Below are 15,143 nucleotides of genomic sequence, written 5' to 3'. Positions count from 1 at the left end.
CCATGGAGTATGCTGCGGCCGTGGCCCAGGCCCCCACGCAGTCCAGCGCCGCGAGCAGCCTCAACGTCTCTTACGTCGAGGGCCTCGATCACCTGCGTGGCTTCGCCGCGTTCATGGTCCTGTTCCACCACGGGTTTTGGGTCTCGCTGGGCATGCACTACCCGCCCGCGGTCACGTGGAACAACTGGCCCAAGACCAACAACCCGCTGTTCGCTCCGCTGATCGAGACCCACGTGTTCGTGACGGTGTTCTTCATCGTCAGCGGGTTCATCTTCACGCTCGTCGCGTTCGACAAGCAGCTGGCGTACGGCAAGTACATGCGCAACCGGGTGCTGCGGGTCATGCCCGTGTTCCTGACCGCGCTGTTCTTCGGCATGGCGCTGTTCCCCGAGCAGTTCTCGTGGGACGGGTTCCTCGCGACCGTCACGATCTTCGGTGACATGCCAGGCGCGCTGCGCCTGCACCCGGTGACCACGGCGTTTTGGACAGTGGCCGTGGAATTTCAGTTCTATCTGATCTTCCCGTTCCTGATCGCGATCATGAACGGCCAAGGCAGCAAGCCGCTGGTGTGGATGATCGCGCTCATGATCGGGCTGCGCACCGTCGGCTTCTTCCTGGGCGACAGCATCCGTGACCTACACTACTGGCACCTGATCCCCGGGCGGCTCGACGCGTTCTTGATCGGCATGCTCGGCGCGCGGCTGTACCTGCGCTGGCACAATGACCCGCGCGTAGCCAAGCTCGGGCCCAGCAACCAGTTTTGGCGCGGGGTGGTCACCGCCCTGCGCGAGCACCCGTGGGCCAGCTTCGCCGCCGGGCTGACCGTGCTGCTGGGCTGGGAGTGGTTCTTGAACCAAAGCGGCGGCTACCCCAAGCAGGCCTGGTGGAAGATCTGGGCGCCAACCTGGGAGTCGCTGGTGTGCCTGTTCGTGGTCCTGACGTACCTGGGTGTCGCGGGCAAGCTGTGGAGCCCGCTCAAGCGGGTGTTCGCGTTCTGCGGCGACATGAGCTTCTCCACCTATGTCTGCCACTTCATGATCGTCGGCTTGGTCATCGGTGATCCGCTCGAGCGCGGTCGCATGCCCGGCCTGATGCTGCCCTTTCACCAGTGGTTTCCAGGCATCCACCCGATGCTCGACGCCTCGCTCAACACCCTGCTGCTGGCGTTCCCGGCCGCGATCGCGCTGTCGCTGCTGTTCTTCAACGGCGTCGAGCGCCCGTTCATGCGGCTGCGGATCCGCTACGTGGAAGCCCGCGCGAGCGAGCCTGCGGCCAGTCCATGAGGCTCCCATGAAGGTGGGGAGGCTCCTATGAAGTTGGGCCGCGACGTCACCCCGCGGCGGCGGCGACCGCCGTCTCAGCTGGAGTATCGGCGCTACCTGACGTTCCTGCTCGCGGTCGCGGCGATCGGGATCGCGCTGCGTTGGTCGGCGGTGTCGGTCGGCCTGATGAGCGATGACTTCATGCAGCTCGGCATGCTGTCCGGCACCTACCCGGGCGAGGGCTACGCGCCGTTTGATCTGTACTCGTTCCTGCGCCGCGGCGACCTGCTGGTCGACCACGTCGAGCAGGGCACGGCGCCGTGGTGGTCGGTGCCCGAGCTGCATGGGACGGTGCTTCGGCCCCTGGCCAGCTGCCTGCTGTGGCTCGACCACGCGGTCGCGCCGGGCAAGGTCGTGCTGTGGCACGTGCACACGATGCTGTGGTTCGCGGCGTCGATCGTCGCGCTCGGGCTCGCAACCCGCAAGCTGCTGCCGGCTCCGGTCGCGATCGTGGCGGTCATGCTCTACGCCTGCGACGCGGGCATGGTCTCGCCGCTGTCATGGCTGGCCAACCGCTGCGTGCTGGTGTGCGCGACCTTTGGGTTCTTGACGGTGTGGGCCCACGCGCAGTGGCGCGACCCCGATCCCTACACCCCAAGCTGGATGCAGCGGCGCGGGGGCGTGCTCGTGGGCGTGCTGATGGCCGCGTGCATCAGCGCTGGCGAGTACGGGCTGAGCATCCTGGCGTACCTCGGCGCGTGGGAGCTGTTCGTCGGAGAGGGCCCGGCCAGGCAGCGCGCGCGCGCGCTGATCCCCGCGCTGATCCCCGTGTTCGTGTACCTGCTCGCGCACAAGCTGCTCGGCTACGGCACGTTCGGCGCCGAGGTCTACGCCGATCCCTTCCACTCCCCAACCGGCTACGCCAAGTGGGCCACCACCCGCATCCCCCAGCTGATCGCCGCCGCGTTCTGGTCGATCCCGGGCGCGACGATCCACGTATTTCGGTTCGGCCTACCCTCGCGCCTCGATCACTTGTTTGTCCCCCCCGATCCAACTCCTGACGACTATCACATGGCGCACGTGCACCTGGCGTGGTGGGGGATCGCCGCCGCGGTCGTCGTGTTGCTGCTCGCGCGTCACGCCTGGTACGCCGACGAGCGCAAGGCACTGCGGGCGCTCGGTGTCGGGGCGGTCGTCGGAATGCTGCCGATCGCGGTCGCGCCCTCGCACTCGCGCTTGCTGATCATCGCCCAGCTCGGCACCTGTGCGGTGGTCGCCGCGGCGCTCGTGGCCTGCGCGCGACTCCTGCTCGGTCGCGCTGGCCTCGCGCCCGAGAACCCAGCCGGCCCGCCACCCAAGCGCTGGCCCACGCTGGTCCGCGGCGTGCTGCTGATTCCGCTCGCGGGCTTGCTCGCGTGGGTGCACACGATCGGCGATCTGCGCTGGGGCAACGCGTACATCGAGCACCTCGACGACCTGCAGGCCGCCAATATTTTCGCGTTCACGGCCGGCGATCTGCTCTCGCAGCCGCTCGAGGGCCGCGACGTGGTGATCCTCAATGGTCCCAGCCAGTCCGTGGGGCTCTACGGCGAGTTCGTGCTCGCGAGCCAAGGGCTGCCCGTGCCCGCGACGTGGCGACCGCTGGCGCTGGGCGGCGACTTTCCGATCGTCGCCACGCGCCCCGCCGACGACACCCTCGAGCTGTTCGCGGTGCAGGGCGCGTGGATGCACACCGCGGGTGAGCTGTTCTTTCGCCGCGCCGATCAACCACTGCGGGCCGGCGACGTGCTCGAGTACCCGAGCATGCGCGTGAAGATCGTCGCCGACGACGACGGCCACCCGACCCGCCTGCAGTTCCGCTTTGATCGCTCGCTCGACGACCCCAGCTTGGTGTTCGTGGTCGCGACCAAGCACGGCTTGCAGCGCTGGGCCGTGCCAGCCGCCGGCGCACGCAACATCGTCCCCCTGCCGCGTCTCCCGGTCGCAACCTCAGCGCAGTAACACTCGCGCGCCGGTGTCGTAGGCTCGCGTGCGCAATGGGACTCCTCGTCGACGGCAAGTGGCAGACCGATTGGTATCAACCCGACAGCGACGGCCAGTTCGTGCGGACCGAGGCCACGTTTCGCCACCGGGTGCGGGCTGACCACAGCACCCCGTTCACGCCCGCCAGCGATCGCTATCACCTCTATGTCTCCTGGGCCTGTCCGTGGGCGCACCGGGTGATCCTCATGCGCGCGCTCGCGGGCCTCGACCACGCGATCGACCTGTCGGTCGTCGAGCACTTCATGAGCGATCAGGGCTGGCGCTTCAACCCCGAGATCGAGGGCGCCACCCCCGACAAGATTTTGGGCGCCGAGTACCTGCGCGACGTCTACCTCGCCGCCAACGAACGCTTCACGGGCCGCGTGACCGTGCCCGTGCTGTGGGACAAGCACACCCACACGATCGTCAACAACGAGTCGCGCGAGCTGCTGCGCATGCTCGACCACGAGTTTCGCGGCGTCGCCACCCGTGACGTCGACCTCGCGCCACCGGACCTGCTCGAGCGTGTCGATCAGGTCATCGACGCGATCTACGGTCCGATCAACAACGGCGTCTACATGGCGGGCTTCGCCACCACCCAGCAAGCCTACGACAAAGCTGTCCACCGCCTGTTCGAGGCGCTCGATCACTGGGAGGCCGTGCTCGCCACCCAGCGCTGGCTCGCCGGCGATCGCATGACCGAGGCTGATCTGTGCATGTTCACCACATTGATCCGCTTCGATCTCGTCTACAACACCCACTTCAAGTGCAATCGCAAGCGGATCATCGACTATCCCAACCTGTGGGCGTTCGTCCGCGAGATCTACCAGCTCCCCGGCGTCGCCCAGACCTGCAACTTCGAGCACATCCGCAAGCACTATTACGCCAGCCACGTCACGATCAACCCGCATGGCATCGTCCCGATCGGGCCAAACGTGGAGGCCGAGCTACAGCGCCCGCACAACCGCGATCAACCCGGCATCTCGGCCCAAACCACGATCTTCGGATAAGGGTCGCGTCGGGTTCGACTGGGGGTAAAAAAGAAAGCGAAGCGTTCCCACAGGCGGACCCGACCTCGAGCCCGAGCGAAGCGAGGGTGGCGACCCGCGCGGAGGCGCAGCCGAGCACGGGTCGCGTCGGGTTCGACTGGGGGTAAAAAGAAAGCGAAGCGTTCCCACAGGCGGACCCGACCTCGAGCCCGAGCGAAGCGAGGGTGGCGACCCGCGCGGAGGCGCAGCCGAGCACGGGTCGCGTCGGGTTCGACTGGGGGTAAAACCAGCCCTCACCTACCGCGGCGGACCATCGACCGCAGCGCCTTGATCGAGAACGGCTTCTCCAACCGGCGCACCTGGGTTCCGCTCGGCAAGCGGAGATCCTTGCGAGAAAAATCTCCGCCGGTCATGAACACCAGCTTCTCGAGGACATCGGGCCGCCGCGCCTCGATCTCCCGATACACGTCCAACCCCGAGAGCTCCGGCAGGACCATGTCGCAGAGGATGAGATCCCACTCTTCAGCGAGGATCCGCGCCAGCGCGTCACGCCCGTTGGAGACGGTCGTCACGTCGTGCTGGGCCAGGGCGTCACACACCATCTCGCGGATCAGCGGCTCGTCGTCCACCACCAGCACGCGCACCGCAGGGACCACGCGGTGCCCGTCCGACTCCTCGTGGCTGGTTCGCGCGACGACGCTGGGCACGTCCTCGAGCGCCGACCCGAGCCGCACGCGGAAGGTCGTCCCCCGATCGACCTCGCTCTCGACCACGATCTCGCCGCCCATCGAGGTCACGATGCTGTGCGAGATCGCCAGGCCAATGCCGGTACCTTGACCGACTGGCTTGGTCGTGAAGAAGGGCTCGAAGATCCGCTCGCGGACCCGCTCGGGCATGCCGCAGCCCGTGTCGGAGATCGCAATCTCGACCCGACCGTCGTCGAGATCACGGGTGTCGACCTTGACCAGGTTGTCGCGCGGTGAGCCTGACTCGATCGCCTGGCCCGCGTTGACCAACAGGTTGAGGAACACCTGGCCAAGCCGCGCCTCGCCGCCGCGGGCGTAGCCGGTGGAGCCATACTCCCGCTCGACGCGGGCGCGATGGCGGATCTGCACGTCGGCGATCTCGATCGCCGAGTCGAGCAGCGCGTGGACGTCGACGACCTGGCCGTCCTCGTCGTCGGCGCGCCCGAACCGGCCCAGGTCACGGACGATCCGCCGGACCCGCTCGGTCCCCTCTTGCGCGCGTCCGAGCAGCTCACGCACGCGCGCGCGCGAGGCCGCGACCGCGGTCGTGTCGTGGCCGGGCAGCTCACGCATGCGGACCTGCTTGTCGAACTCGTCGATCAACAGGCCCAGGTTGCCCATCACCCACGACAGCGGGTTGTTGATCTCGTGGGCGACGCCGATCGTGAGGGTCCCGACCGTGGCCAGCCGATCGGCGAGAAACATCTGGCTCTGGATCCGCCGCTGTCCGCTGACATCCCGAATGATCGTGATGACCGTCGGCGCGCCGTCGAAGCTCGCGGTGATCGACACGACCTCGCCCACGAAGGTCTCGCCGTTGGGCCGCAGCAGCTGCATGTCGCGGGGCGGTGCTGGCTCGCCGCTGCGCAGCATCTCCTCGATCCGAGCTCGGATCGACGCGACCTCGCTCGGCATCACATAGTTGTAGATCGAGCTGCCGATCACCTGGTCGGCGTTGGTCAGGCCGAGCTGCCGCACCGCGGCCGGGTTGACGTAGACGTAGCGCCCCTCGCGGTGGACGATGATCGCGTCGGGCGTCGCCTGCAGCACCGAGCGCAACGTGAGCTCCGACGCACGCAGGCGCTCGAACACGGCCCGCGGCTCCTCGCCCCCGCCCTCGATCGAGGCCCTCGCAACCTCGAGCCGCAGCTTGATCGCGGCCGCGCTCACCGGCGCAGTCACGCAGTCATTGGCGCCGACATCGAGCACCTCACGAACGCCGTCGAGCCCAGCGATCGCAATGATCCAGGTGCGTGGATGGGTGCGTCGCACGAGCTCCACGCGGGCGCCCCCTTGGCCATCGGGCTGATCACAGGCGAGGATCGCCACGTCCGCGCTCGGCGGCGGTGCGCTCGCGGCCGCCAGCTCCTCCACCTCGTGGGCGTCACGCAGCGCGCGCGCGAGCACGCTTCGACGTGCCGTGTCGGAGTCGACGATGACCACCTTCATTGTCGCGCGCGTCCCTGAACCACGTCCGCCGACGATACACCGGCGCGACCACGCTAGCCCACGCGCGAAGCCGCCCCATTCGAACGCCCAGCGCGACCCCCGAGCAACTCAGCTTCGGTTGGCCTGCCGGGTGATGCCAGCGCGTGGTCGCTCGCTCAGGGATACGTACAGATGCCGACACCAGGCTGCATCGGCACTTCCTTGCACGTTGACCCGGGCGAGCACGTGTCGTTGACCGGATCACAGATCAGCGCGCAATGATCGGGATCCATTGCGCCCTCGAGGATCAGCGCACATGCCGGGCTCGTGCCAACCGGCCCCGCCGGACAGTCGGCATCGAGGGCGCAGGGTGCCGAGCACAGGTCACCGTTGATGCCGTTGATCGAGACCGGGATGCTGGGCATGGCGCACATGTTGGGGTCCCAGGGATCCGCGCCTCCGCCGGTGGTCGTGGGGTCGCCATCGCCGTCGCCGTCGCCGTCGCCACCGCCGAGGGTGCACTCGCCCATGTTGCACTGAAGCCCTGGCTCGCACTGACCGTTGTCGCACGGGCAGCCGAACTGGCCGGGCGGGCAGTCGGGATCACCGTCGCCGCTCGGATCGCCGTCGCCGCTCGGATCGCCGTCGCCGCTCGGGTCACCGTCACCGGGGTCGCCGTCACCGTCGCCGTCGCCGCTGGGATCGCCATCGCCACTGTCGGAGCTCTCGCTCTCGTCTTCTTCACCCATGTCGGCCGAGCCATTAAAGGTCGCTTGCGTGGAGAACGACCCAAATGTCAGGCCCTCTTCGCCGCCGCCGGTCGTACAGCTCAACGATGGCAACAAGAACAAGAACGTGGTGGCACTGAGATGAATGACGCGCTTCGACATGACCAAGTTCGCTCCCTAAAGGTTGACTCCCACACACAGTACCACCTGAATCGGGAAGCGTTCGAATGATCTCATTGGACGGTTAGGGGCGCCGCGGGGATCAACGCCGCGGGGGCGCCCAGATCCAGCCGTCCTCGAGCCACAGGTCTCCCAGTTCATCAACCGCCCGGGCGAGCCGCTCGGGCTGCGCGACGTGATCATGCGGGGGATCGGATGGCGGGTCGAGCGGCGAGCTGGCGGCCGGATCGTCCGCGGCATCGAACGAATCCGGTTCCAGCAGGTCTTCGGGTCCGCTCCAGCCTTCGTGCGCCCAAAAGTAAGCCGTAAACGCAGACACCACGGCGTGGAACACGTGGACATTGCGGACGACGAGGTCCGGCCAGACCCGGTCAAACTCGAGGCCTTCGACGATCTGGCCGAGGGCCGCGAGCACGGAGGCGCGGTTCTCCCAGATCTGGGGATCCGAGCCGTGCCGGGTCCGCCGCTCTCGCCGTGGCCCCAACAACCGGATCAAGGTTGCGCGCGGGTGGACCTCGATCAGGTTCTCGTTGAGGCGCAGCCGCGGCGACAGGGCCCGGCGCAGGTACGCCGCCCGAGCCGCCAGCGGTCCCATTCCCTGACCCAGCGACTCCCGCGGCTCGAGCGTGGCCCGCTCGAGCAACAGCTCGGTCGCACGCTGGGTGTAGGGCGTGACGGCGGGCTTACCAGGATCGCTGCGGCCCTTTCGGATCACCAGATACCCACCGTGGCGGCGCATCCACGCGACGACCGGGACGGTGCACGCGTCGATCCCAGGGCAGTGCAATTGGCAGCGGACACACGGCGGCAGCGTCAGTGGCGCGTCGACGGCGGTGACCGTGTGCTCATCGACCCAACGATCGACCCAGCGCAGCAACACCTCGTCACGAAACGGCGCCTCGGCGTCGTCGCCCTCGTCGACCTCGCCGCCGCCGCGCTGGCCCCAGCGGGTCCGCGCCTCGACCAGGGTCAAGCTCGTCTCGCCCGAGCCCGAGCCCGCGAGCTCGAGTCGGGCGACGGCGGTGGTCTTGCCTCGACCGCCGCCCAGGCTCACGCCGACGAACCGGCGGAACCCTGCTCGGGCCCCGCTTGGTGGCCGCCTCGTCGACCCTGTCACGGCTGAGCTCACTCGTGGACCGAAGGCATTCGCTCGGCCAGGAACCGCAGATAGGCGATCGCGGCGGGGAGCTCCAGCGCTGGCAGCTGCTCGACCAGATCTTTGGCCTTGCTGCGCAGGGTCTCGGTTGGGCCCTCGCCGCGCCGCCCAACCGGCTTCTCGAGCGGCACGTCGGGCTCGGTCGGCTGGTCGGGGCTGCCCCACGGCGGGTTCTCGCCGAGCACGATGTCCTTGGTGCGCAGCCAGCTGTTTATGTAGATGTGCAGCAAGGTCGCGCGATAGCTAAACCAGCGATCGCGCTCGACGGGGTACGACAGCAGCACGTCCTTGAATCGCCGAAACGCGCCCTTGCCGTCGATCGCCAGGACCAGCCGGTCGCGCAGCGCCTTGTCTTCGACGGAGGCGACGAAGCGCTCCATCCACCGGTATTGCTCGCGCGAGGAGGCTGGATCGAGATGGACGAAGCCCGCCGGGTTGCGCCGGATCGCCAGCCGCTTCTCGTCGTCCTCGGGCCGACTGTCGACGATCGTCGCGACTTGGCCGGTCTCGAGGTCGAGGTAGCTGTGGGTCTCGGGGGCGTTGTGCTCGAACGCGGTCTCGAGCGCAGACCAATCAGGTTTGGATGCAGAGGGATCGACACGCATGCTTAATCTTCTTCTTCCTCGAATTGCCGAGCGGACGGACCCCGTTGGTCAGACAGGGCGGGTGCCGACTCACGGAGCCGGCGGGGGATGCTCGGTAGTTGGTCGGCCGCTGGTCAGGCGGCGGGTCGGTGCTCGCGCGGATCAGTCCGCGCCTGGCCAGCATAGATCCTGTCCAAGAGAACGGGCAAGCGGGCCCGCCCGAAACCGCGGTCCCGCGCTGGCCTACGACCCTTGGCCCGCCACCTCTGACCCGCCACCTCTGACCCGCCACCTCTGAACAGGTGGCTCTGACTACAGCAGCCGACGCAAGCTAGACAGCTCGCGGTGCAGCGCCAGGGCCGAGAGCTGCCCGCCTCGCTCGAGCTTGCGCAGCAAATGCTCGAGCTTGGCCTTGGCCTGCATCCACTCGCGGGCCTGCGCAGCTGTCGGGCCGTCGTCATCGAGCGACTCGGCGCGCGCGTGGAACCGGTCTGGATCGATGTCCCCCGCAGGGCCCGCGTCGCCCTCGGCACTGCCCGCCTGCAGCTGCTCGAGCTGCTCGTCGTGCTCGTCTAGCTCGGCCTCGGCGCGGTCGAGCTGGGCCCGGAGGCTGACGACCTCGGCCTCGAGCAGCTCGACGGGGCGGGCGCGGACGTGCTCGAGCTCGCCGCGCAAGCGATCGAGCTCCCAGCGCAGCGACTGCTCGCGGGCGAGCACCTCGTCGAGGCGCGGGCCGTCCCCGCGAGCTTGATCTCCACCCAGAACCCCAGCCCGATCCCCACTCAGGTCCCGGTTGGGCGCGCTCGAGCCCGAGGACTCCCGCGCCTCGCGGAGCGCGTCGCCCAGGTTGGCGATGCGATCCTCGGCCTGCTCGAGCTGCTCGAGCTGGGCCTGGCGCTCGATCGCGTGCATGTCACCGCGACGCTGGGCCTCCGCGAGCTGCGCGCGAAGGGCCGCGAGTTCCTCCGTCTCGGCGCGCGCGGTGCCCGGTGCCGCGACCTCGCGCGGTCCATCGGGCGCCGGGCTCGGGAGCTCGACGAAGGTCACGCCCTCGCCCGGCAAGCTCGCGCCGACGACGGCGATGAAGGCCTCGAACCGAGGGGTCGGTGTGCCGAGCGTGTTGTCGACCTCGATCCCGACCTCGGCGTCCGCTTCGCCACCACCCTCGCCGCCGCCCTCGAGCTCGAGCTCGAGGACCGGCCCAAAATCATAGAACGCGAGCATGCCCGGCCGCGTGAGCCCGTAGATGCGGCCATCGCCGAACAGCTCCTCGACCACTTCGGCCAGCTGCTCGTAGGTCTCGTCCTCGTCGTGACCGCAGGTCTGGGTCACGATCACGCTGCGGGTCGGATCGTCCTCGGCCCGCTCGCTCAGGATCTCCAGCAAGCCTTCGATCGAGCCGGGGTCGGTGTCGTCGAGGTTGAGCAGGGCGACCTGCCAGTCCTCCTCGGTCGCGAGCTCGACCGCGTCGTCGAGCCCGACGAACACGGTCCCGCTGTGTGCGCGAGCGAAGCTGGCCGCGCGCCGATCGTTGTGGAGGGCGACCCACGCACGGGCGTCACCACCGTCGCCAGGGATCAGCTCCGCCAGCAGGACCGCGAGCGGCCCCTCGACGCCCGCGTGCAGCACCCCTTCGAGTTCGCGGTCGCAGACAATCCGATTACGCCCGCGCCACAGCTGCTCGAGGAACTGATAGCGCGCGGCCCAACGACGCTCGTCGCCCATGGCGCGTGAGTCATACCCGGCCCCCCCTCGCGAGGCAATGACAGCTCGCGCCCGACCCTGAGCCCCCGTTGCTGGGGTGTGAACGCGGTGCTAAGGATGGCGACCTGCGGGCCAGGAGCCGCGCTCGCCATGCAACCCAAGCTTCGCGCCAAGATAGAGAGCATCGCCGAGCGTCACGAAGAGCTCAGCGAGATGATCTGTGATCCCGGGGTCATGGCGGACAAGCGGCGGTTCCTCGAGCTGTCGCGCGAGCACGTCGACCTGAGCGCCGTCGCCTTCGCGTTCGCGCGCCTGCTCGAGCTCGAGCAGCAGCTCGAGGAGGCCCGCGAACTGCTCGACGACCCCGACATGCGCGAGCTCGCCCAGGCCGACGTCCGCGAGCTCGAGCAGAGCGTGGCCGAGACCACCAGCGAGCTGATGCTTCGGCTGACCCCGAAGGACCCGAACGACGGCAAGAACTCCATCCTCGAGATCCGCGCGGGACCTGGCGGCGACGAGGCCGGGCTGTTCGTCGCGGATCTGTGGCGCATGTACAGCCGCTACGCCGAGCGCCACAACCTGACGATCGACCAGGTCGAGTTCTCGGAGAACTCCGCGGGCGGCTTCAAGGAGATCAGCGGCCGCGTGTGCGGCCGTGACGTCTACGCCAAGCTCAAGTACGAGCGCGGCGTGCATCGGGTCCAGCGGGTCCCGGCCACGGAGTCGCAGGGCCGGATCCACACGTCCACGGCGACCGTCGCGGTCATGCCCGAGGCCGAGGACATCGACATTCACATCGATCCCAGCGACCTCGAGTTCACGGCCATGCGATCGAGCGGCTCGGGCGGCCAGCACGTCAACACCACCGACTCGGCGGTCCGGGTGGTCCACAAGCCGACCGGCATCGCGATCCGCTGCGACCAGGAGAAGTCGCAGATCAAGAACCGTGAGCTGGCGCTGCAGCGGCTGCGCTCGAAGCTGCTCGAGATCGAGATCGAGAAGGCCGAGGCCGAGCGGTCCGCCAACCGCCGCCAGCAGATCGGCACCGGCGATCGCTCGGAGAAGATCCGCACCTACAACTACCCGCAGGATCGCGTCACCGACCACCGCGTCGGCGTGACCCGGCACAACCTCTCGGGGTTCATGGATGGCGACATCGACGACATCCTGATCAGCCTCCGACAAGACGAAGAGGCCGCGCGGATGAGCGAGATGGCCGGAGGGTAGCGTTGCCCGGGAGGTTCGGCTCGTGAAGCAGTCAGTCAACGTCGAGATCGCCGGGCAGACGCTGTCGATCCGCAGCGACGAGGGGCCCGAGTATGTGCAGGAGCTCGCCGACTATGTCGACGCCCACCTGCGCGAGCTGAGCGGGAGCCGGCGCAGCTTCTCGCTGCAGCGGGTGGCCCTGCTGGTGGCCATGCAGATCGCCGATGAGCTGTTTCGTGAGAAAGACCTGCGCCAGCGCTACCGCGCTCGCGTCGAGGCCCGGCTCGCGGGGCTCGAGGGCGCGTTCGCGGCCCACGAGGAGCTGCTGACTGCGCTCGAGGCTGGCGACCCAGACGCGTCCGACGCGTCCGAGCCGGGCTGATCCGCTCGGGTGATGCACGGTTCGCGTGCGGGGCATAGACTCCACGTCCATGCCCGCCCCCAGCGAGCAACTCAAATCCCCGGCGCTCCGGGTCCTGGTCGAGCGCGGCTTCTTCGAGGCCGCGTCCGACATCACAGCGATCGACGCCGCGATGCAGGCGGGGATGGTGACCTTTTACAACGGTTACGATCCGACCGCCGCGTCGCTCCACGCGGGCAGCCTGCTGACGATCATGGCGGCCCGGCACCTGCAGCGTCACGGCCACCGACCGCTGATGTTGCTGGGAGGCGCGACCGCCCGGGTCGGCGATCCGTCCGGCCGCAGCGAGACCCGCAAGATGCTCGATGATCAGCAGATCGCCAGCAACCTCGCGTCGCTGCAGCGGCAGTTCGCACGGTTCCTGCACTTCGACAGCGGCGCGCCCAACGACGCCCAGGTGATCGACAACAACGACTGGCTCGCAGGCCTGCGCTACATCGAGTTCATCCGCGACATCGGGCGGCACTTCACGGTCAACCGCATGATCGCGGCCAAGACCTACCGCGAGCGGCTCGAGTCCGAGCAGCCGCTGTCGTTCCTCGAGTTCAACTACCAGCTGCTGCAGGCCTACGACTTCCTGCACCTGCACCGCGAGTACGACTGCAGCCTGCAGGTCGGGGGCGCGGATCAGTGGGGCAACATGATCTCCGGCGTCGAGCTGATCCGCCGGGTCGGCGCCGAGCAAGACGACAACGACCGGCCCGACACCGCCCACTGCCTGACCTACCCGCTGCTGATCACCGCCGACGGCAGCAAGATGGGCAAGACCGCCAAGGGCGCGCTGTGGCTCGACCCCGAGCTGTGCTCGCCCTTCGACTACTACCAGTTCTGGATCAACTGCCACGACCGCGACGTCGAGATGCTGCTGCGGCTGTTCACCGAGCTCCCGCTCGAGCAGGTCGCCGAGCTCGCCAGCCACGAAGGCGCCGCGCTCAAGCAGGCCAAGGACACGCTCGCGTTCGAGACCACCAAGCTGCTGCACGGCGAAGACGAGGCCGAGCGCGCGCGCCGGGCCACGGCCCAGGCGTTTGGCAGCGGCGAAGACTGGAGCGCGCTGCCGTGCATCGAGATCAACGAGCCCGAGCTGCGGCTGCTCGATCTCGTCGTCCACGACAGCGTCGGCGGGTTCAAGTCCAAGCGAGACGCCCGCGAGCGGATCAAGTCGGGGGCCGTGAAGATCGACAGCGAGCCAGCCACGGATCCGGCCGAGCTGATCACCCCCGAGCGCTGCGGCGACGACGGGCTGCGCCTGCAGATCGGCCGCAAGAAGCGCTTCCGCGTGAAGCTGACTACGTGAGCTAACCGGGGATCGGCCCCGGCCCGATAACAATTCGGCGGTCCCTACGTACGACGCTGCAGGTGACTGTCCGAACGACCAGCTGTGCACCAGCGGGACTGCCAGGGTCGCCTGCGAGCCGGATTTGAGCGCCACCCTTGCGCGCTGCAATTGCCGACTTAGAAACCTCTGCCTGCATGGATCCTTCGATTACGTCCACTGTCGTCCGCGCGCTCCCAACTCATGAGGGGACCGGTGCGGGGCCCGGCGTCGATCTCTCGCTGCTCAAAGACGAGCTCGAGCAGGTCGCGATCGAGGCCCTCGACGCGCGGATGCGTGGCGTGAACCTCGACGCCGCCGTCCACGACCCGCGCTTCCCCCACCTGATGGAATTTCACGAGGGCCTGCGCGACGCGCTGCTCGTCGAGATCCCCCGCGAGCTGCAGCCGTGGGTGGCCGCGATCGGCGGCGAAGCGATCGAGCGCAAGCTGTCACCCACGGCCAAGCCCAAGAGCGCCCGCAAGGCCGCCGAGCTGCAAAAGCAGTCCCAGGCCGTCGCTGGCCGCCTGTCCAACCTCCACGCCGATCTGTTCGCGCGTGCCTTCGGGGCCGATCCTGCCAGCGCGGGAGACGGCCCCGAGCAATTGCAGGCCGCGCTGTCCGAGCTGTTGTTGTTCGAGTCGGTCCGCCTGCAGCTGCTCGTCACCACGTGGAGCTCGACCGACTTCGAGTCGCTCGGTGGCGACGAGCGAGCCGTCGACGAGATCGCCTGGACCGAGGTCGAAGCGATGCTGCTCGAGCCCGCGCTGACCGAAGACGACATGCGACCGCTGCCGGTCATGGTCGCCGCGAGCAACGTCGCGCTCGCGCGTGACGCCGCCGATCGGGCCGAGGCCCTGCGCCTGGTCGCCGAGGATGAGCGCGAGACCCTGCGGATGCGGGCGCGCCTGCGCGCAGCCCTGCGCGAGCTTCGCCTGGCCGAGTCGGTCCTGCTCGAGAACGCCCTGGCTGGGTTGCTGGGTGAGGATCGGGTCGAGCTCATGGATCTGCAGGCCAGCCGCCCGGTCGCCCTCGACGGGCTGAGCCGCCAGGCCATGGATCAGCGGGTCTCGCGTGGTCGCCGAGCGCTGACCCAGGGCCCCGAGAGCTGGCCTAGCCGCCGCCGGCCCGCGCTGTTCGATCTGCTCCGCCACAGCGGTCGCGGCGAAGAAGCCTGACCACCCGCACGCGGGTCGTGTACCGTCGCACAGTGACGGCGGGTGCCCGCAGAGCGGTCGTGTTGGCAGCGATGCTCAGTGTCGCGCCGCTGCGAGCCGCGTCGGCGGTGCCACCACCCAGGCTCGATGGGCCGCCCAGCGGACCGATCGAAGGTCCACTCGAGAGCCCACGGCCGGCGCCCGAGCCCGCTGCTGCTGACGACCCCCTGCCACCCCCACCGGAG

The 15,143-nt window shown here is 68.6% G+C and carries 12 protein-coding genes; 7 read left to right on the top strand and 5 right to left on the bottom strand.

All coding sequences use genetic code 11. The features are described from left to right. Window positions 1-20 precede the first annotated feature (20 nt). The 3 genes from ENSA7_RS39030 to ENSA7_RS39020 are packed head-to-tail and all read left to right on the top strand — an operon-like array spanning window position 21 to window position 4,294. Window positions 21-1,283: an acyltransferase family protein gene (locus ENSA7_RS39030; protein ID WP_181234544.1), complete on the top strand. Its 1,263-nt coding sequence runs from the start codon at window positions 21-23 to the stop codon at window positions 1,281-1,283. A gap of 27 nt (window positions 1,284-1,310) precedes the next feature. Further along, window positions 1,311-3,263, top strand: a complete 1,953-nt coding sequence (locus ENSA7_RS39025) for a hypothetical protein (protein ID WP_106094530.1) — start codon at window positions 1,311-1,313, stop codon at window positions 3,261-3,263. A 35-nt stretch (window positions 3,264-3,298) separates the two neighbouring features. Further along, window positions 3,299-4,294, top strand: coding sequence for a glutathione S-transferase family protein (locus ENSA7_RS39020; protein ID WP_106094529.1), 996 nt, complete (start codon window positions 3,299-3,301; stop codon window positions 4,292-4,294). Between the two features lie 272 nt (window positions 4,295-4,566). On the opposite strand, the gene ENSA7_RS39015 is transcribed toward ENSA7_RS39020, so the two are convergent. The 5 genes from ENSA7_RS39015 to ENSA7_RS38990 form a co-directional block, all read right to left on the bottom strand. Further along, on the bottom strand, window positions 4,567-6,468 hold the full coding sequence (locus ENSA7_RS39015) for an ATP-binding protein (RefSeq protein WP_106094528.1): 1,902 nt from the start codon (window positions 6,466-6,468) through the stop codon (window positions 4,567-4,569). 155 nt (window positions 6,469-6,623) lie between these two features. After that, window positions 6,624-7,337 carry a hypothetical protein gene (locus ENSA7_RS44690; protein ID WP_181234543.1) on the bottom strand — a complete coding sequence of 238 codons (714 nt, stop codon included), beginning with the start codon at window positions 7,335-7,337 and terminating at the stop codon, window positions 6,624-6,626. A gap of 100 nt (window positions 7,338-7,437) precedes the next feature. After that, window positions 7,438-8,409 (bottom strand): DUF429 domain-containing protein, encoded by a 972-nt coding sequence (locus tag ENSA7_RS39000; RefSeq protein WP_106094525.1) that lies wholly within the window; start codon window positions 8,407-8,409, stop codon window positions 7,438-7,440. A 71-nt stretch (window positions 8,410-8,480) separates the two neighbouring features. Next, a complete protein-coding gene (locus ENSA7_RS38995) occupies window positions 8,481-9,116 on the bottom strand; it encodes a UPF0158 family protein (RefSeq protein WP_106094524.1) in 636 nt (211 codons plus the stop codon). Window positions 9,117-9,407: 291 nt separating this feature from the next. Continuing rightward, window positions 9,408-10,820 (bottom strand): GumC domain-containing protein, encoded by a 1,413-nt coding sequence (locus ENSA7_RS38990; RefSeq protein WP_106094523.1) that lies wholly within the window; start codon window positions 10,818-10,820, stop codon window positions 9,408-9,410. Between the two features lie 129 nt (window positions 10,821-10,949). On the opposite strand from ENSA7_RS38990, the gene prfA reads away from it, so the two are divergent. The 4 genes from prfA (at window position 10,950) to ENSA7_RS38970 (ending at window position 14,919) form a co-directional block, all read left to right on the top strand. Beyond that, the gene (gene prfA / locus ENSA7_RS38985; RefSeq protein WP_106094522.1) at window positions 10,950-12,026 is read left to right on the top strand and encodes a peptide chain release factor 1; all 1,077 of its coding nucleotides are present in this window, start codon (window positions 10,950-10,952) and stop codon (window positions 12,024-12,026) included. Between the two features lie 22 nt (window positions 12,027-12,048). Beyond that, window positions 12,049-12,387 (top strand): cell division protein ZapA, encoded by a 339-nt coding sequence (locus tag ENSA7_RS38980; protein WP_106094521.1) that lies wholly within the window; start codon window positions 12,049-12,051, stop codon window positions 12,385-12,387. Window positions 12,388-12,436: 49 nt separating this feature from the next. Next, entirely contained in the window at window positions 12,437-13,723 is a 1,287-nt protein-coding gene (gene tyrS, locus ENSA7_RS38975; RefSeq protein ID WP_106094520.1) for a tyrosine--tRNA ligase, read from the top strand. 176 nt (window positions 13,724-13,899) lie between these two features. Then, window positions 13,900-14,919, top strand: a complete 1,020-nt coding sequence (locus ENSA7_RS38970) for a hypothetical protein (protein WP_106094519.1) — start codon at window positions 13,900-13,902, stop codon at window positions 14,917-14,919. Window positions 14,920-15,143: the final 224 nt, after the last annotated feature.

It is taken from the genome of Enhygromyxa salina (assembly GCF_002994635.1).
GTDB lineage: Bacteria > Myxococcota_A > Polyangia > Nannocystales > Nannocystaceae > Plesiocystis > Plesiocystis salina_B.
The sequence above is the reverse complement of the archived record's forward strand: the minus strand, read 5'-3'. Positions and strand labels throughout refer to the sequence as shown.

Coding starts and splice junctions, on each gene's coding strand:
- ENSA7_RS39025 (WP_106094530.1), top strand. CDS start 1,311: ATGAAGTTGGGCCGCGACGTCACCCCGCGGCGGCGGCGACCGCCGTCT.
- ENSA7_RS39020 (WP_106094529.1), top strand. CDS start 3,299: ATGGGACTCCTCGTCGACGGCAAGTGGCAGACCGATTGGTATCAACCC.
- ENSA7_RS39015 (WP_106094528.1), bottom strand. CDS start 6,468: ATGAAGGTGGTCATCGTCGACTCCGACACGGCACGTCGAAGCGTGCTC.
- ENSA7_RS44690 (WP_181234543.1), bottom strand. CDS start 7,337: ATGTCGAAGCGCGTCATTCATCTCAGTGCCACCACGTTCTTGTTCTTG.
- ENSA7_RS38995 (WP_106094524.1), bottom strand. CDS start 9,116: ATGCGTGTCGATCCCTCTGCATCCAAACCTGATTGGTCTGCGCTCGAG.
- ENSA7_RS38990 (WP_106094523.1), bottom strand. CDS start 10,820: ATGGGCGACGAGCGTCGTTGGGCCGCGCGCTATCAGTTCCTCGAGCAG.
- prfA (WP_106094522.1), top strand. CDS start 10,950: ATGCAACCCAAGCTTCGCGCCAAGATAGAGAGCATCGCCGAGCGTCAC.
- tyrS (WP_106094520.1), top strand. CDS start 12,437: ATGCCCGCCCCCAGCGAGCAACTCAAATCCCCGGCGCTCCGGGTCCTG.
- ENSA7_RS38970 (WP_106094519.1), top strand. CDS start 13,900: ATGGATCCTTCGATTACGTCCACTGTCGTCCGCGCGCTCCCAACTCAT.